Source organism: Microbacterium sp. LMC-P-041 (assembly GCF_030209555.1).
Taxonomy (GTDB): domain Bacteria; phylum Actinomycetota; class Actinomycetes; order Actinomycetales; family Microbacteriaceae; genus Microbacterium.
On the sequence record NZ_JARVRV010000014.1, the window covers coordinates 1 to 3,582 of the forward strand.

General features: G+C 54.1%; 2 rRNA genes. Both read right to left on the reverse strand.

Features of this window, described 5'->3' with window-relative positions:
• Window positions 1-5: 5 nt before the first annotated feature.
• Window positions 6-123: ribosomal RNA gene (rrf, locus tag QRN21_RS17965) — 5S ribosomal RNA — on the reverse strand.
• A 109-nt stretch (window positions 124-232) separates the two neighbouring features.
• Window positions 233-3,337, reverse strand: a 23S ribosomal RNA gene (locus QRN21_RS17970).
• Window positions 3,338-3,582: the final 245 nt, after the last annotated feature.

A 3,582-nucleotide genomic window follows, 5' to 3' on the forward strand; every position in this document is an offset into this window, starting at 1 on the left:
AAGAAGTCCGGCGGTGTCCTACTCTCCCACAGGGTCCCCCCTGCAGTACCATCGGCGCTGTGAGGCTTAGCTTCCGGGTTCGGAATGTAAACCGGGCGTTTCCCTCACGCTATGGCCGCCGAAACACTATTGATGTTTCAATCAAACCTATAGACAAATCATTGTTGTCTGTAGGGTTCTCGACCGTACATCGAGAACCACTCAGTGGACGCGTAGCACCAACAAACGGTGTGTTATCAAGTCATCGGCTTATTAGTACCAGTCAGCTGCATGCATTACTGCACTTCCACATCTGGCCTATCAACCCAGTAGTCTGGCTGGGAGCCTCTCACCCGAAGGTATGGAAATCTCATCTTGAGGCCGGCTTCCCGCTTAGATGCTTTCAGCGGTTATCCATCCCGAACGTAGCTAATCAGCGGTGCTCCTGGCGGAACAACTGACACACCAGAGGTTCGTCCAACCCGGTCCTCTCGTACTAGGGTCAGATCCTCTCAAATTTCCTACGCGCGCAGCGGATAGGGACCGAACTGTCTCACGACGTTCTAAACCCAGCTCGCGTACCGCTTTAATGGGCGAACAGCCCAACCCTTGGGACCTACTCCAGCCCCAGGATGCGACGAGCCGACATCGAGGTGCCAAACCATGCCGTCGATATGGACTCTTGGGCAAGATCAGCCTGTTATCCCCGAGGTACCTTTTATCCGTTGAGCGACAGCGCTTCCACAAGCCACTGCCGGATCACTAGTCCCGACTTTCGTCCCTGCTCGACCTGTCAGTCTCACAGTCAAGCTCCCTTGTGCACTTACACTCGACACCTGATTGCCAACCAGGTTGAGGGAACCTTTGGGCGCCTCCGTTACTTTTTGGGAGGCAACCGCCCCAGTTAAACTACCCACCAGGCACTGTCCCTGAACCGGATTACGGTTCGAAGTTAGATATCCAGAGTGACCAGAGTGGTATTTCAACAATGACTCCACATGAACTGGCGTCCATGCTTCACAGTCTCCCACCTATCCTACACAAGCCACACCGAACACCAATACCAAGCTGTAGTAAAGGTCACGGGGTCTTTCCGTCCTGCTGCGCGTAACGAGCATCTTTACTCGTAATGCAATTTCGCCGAGTTCGCGGTTGAGACAGTTGGGAAGTCGTTACGCCATTCGTGCAGGTCGGAACTTACCCGACAAGGAATTTCGCTACCTTAGGATGGTTATAGTTACCACCGCCGTTTACTGGGGCTTAAATTCTCAGCTTCGCCTTGCGGCTAACCGGTCCTCTTAACCTTCCAGCACCGGGCAGGCGTCAGTCCGTATACATCGTCTTGCGACTTGGCACGGACCTGTGTTTTTAGTAAACAGTCGCTACCCACTAGTCTCTGCGGCCTCCAAACGCTTTCGGAGCAAGTCCTAATACGTCGAAGGCCCCCCTTCTCCCGAAGTTACGGGGGCATTTTGCCGAGTTCCTTAACCACGATTCTCTCGATCTCCTTGGTATTCTCTACCTGACCACCTGAGTCGGTTTGGGGTACGGGCGGCTAGAACCTCGCGTCGATGCTTTTCTTGGCAGCATAGGATCATCCACTTTTTATCCGCATCGTGTCTCAGCCTATGTGAGAGACGGATTTGCCTATCTCTCGGCCTACGCACTTGCACCAGGACAACCATCGCCTGGCTTGGACTACCTTCCTGCGTCACACCTGTTAATACGCTAACCGCACCAGAATGGGGTCGTGCGCTAGGCCCAACGCGTCACCCCGAAGGGATCAGTCACTGGGATTCAGACACTTAGCACTACTGGATTAGCTTGGGCGGTTCTTCGCCGGTACGGGAATATCAACCCGTTGTCCATCGACTACGCCTGTCGGCCTCGCCTTAGGTCCCGACTTACCCAGGGAAGATTAGCTTGACCCTGGAACCCTTGGTCTTTCGGAGGACGTGTTTCTCACACGTCTTTCGCTACTCATGCCTGCATTCTCACTCGTGTAGCCTCCACGGCTGGTTTACACCGCCGCTTCGCTGGCCACACGACGCTCTCCTACCCATCAACACGGCTGGACCACGAAGGCCTACCAATAATGTCAATGCCACAACTTCGGTGGCGTGCTTGAGCCCCGTTACATTGTCGGCGCGGAATCACTTGACCAGTGAGCTATTACGCACTCTTTCAAGGGTGGCTGCTTCTAAGCCAACCTCCTGGTTGTCAAGGCAACTCCACATCCTTTCCCACTTAGCACGCGCTTTGGGACCTTAGTTGGTGGTCTGGGTTGTTTCCCTCTCGACTATGAAGCTTATCCCCCACAGTCTCACTGCTGCGCTCTCACTTACCGGCATTCGGAGTTTGGCTGACGTCAGTAACCTTGTAGGGCCCATCGGCCATCCAGTAGCTCTACCTCCGGCAAGAAACACGCAACGCTGCACCTAAATGCATTTCGGAGAGAACCAGCTATCACGAAGTTTGATTGGCCTTTCACCCCTATCCACAGCTCATCCCCTCAGTTTTCAACCTAAGTGGGTTCGGTCCTCCACGACGTCTTACCGTCGCTTCAACCTGGCCATGGATAGATCACTTCGCTTCGGGTCTAGGACATGCGACTGAATCGCCCTATTCAGACTCGCTTTCGCTACGGCTACCCCTCAACGGGTTAACCTCGCCACATATCGCTAACTCGCAGGCTCATTCTTCAAAAGGCACGCTGTCACAGCTACTAAGGCTGCTCCAACGGTTTGTAAGCAAACGGTTTCAGGTACTATTTCACTCCCCTCCCGGGGTACTTTTCACCTTTCCCTCACGGTACTTGTCCGCTATCGGTCATCTGGGAGTATTTAGGCTTATCAGGTGGTCCTGACAGATTCACACGGGATTTCACGGGCCCCGTGCTACTTGGGATACTCTTCGCGCCACGGTTGGCATTTCGACTACGGGGTTGGCACCCTCTATGACCGGCCTTTCAAGACCGTTCGTCTATACCATCGTGTAACGCCGCCATCTCGGCAGAGATGACTGAAAAGTCCCACAACCCCCAACGTGCAACGCCTGCCGGCTATCACACACGCTAGGTTTAGCCTGTTCCGGTTTCGCTCGCCACTACTAACGGAATCGCGGTTGCTTTCTCTTCCTGTGGGTACTGAGATGTTTCACTTCCCCACGTTCCCTCTACCCGCCCTATATATTCAGGCGGGAGTCACTAGGTCGGCACGCCGCCCAGCGGGGTTTCCCCATTCGGACACCCTCGGATCAAAACTTGCTTATCAGTTCCCCGAGGCTTATCGCAGATTGCTACGTCCTTCTTCGGCTCCAGATGCCAAGGCATCCACCGTTTGCTCTTAAAGACTTGAAATCACATGAGTTTGAATCAGAATCGACACCAGACCCAAAGGCCTGGCATGAAATTGACTAATGATCTTTAAGATCATCTTGTGCAACCGACCGAAGCCGGCTGCAAGATGCTCGCGTCCACTGTGTAGTTCTCAAAGTACGGGCGGTACCCCTTCTCGCCACCCCCACAGGGGAAACAACAAGAGGCCCAGAGGTACAGAAACGATCCGAAGATCGCATCCGGTCCCTCAGGACCCAACAGCGTGC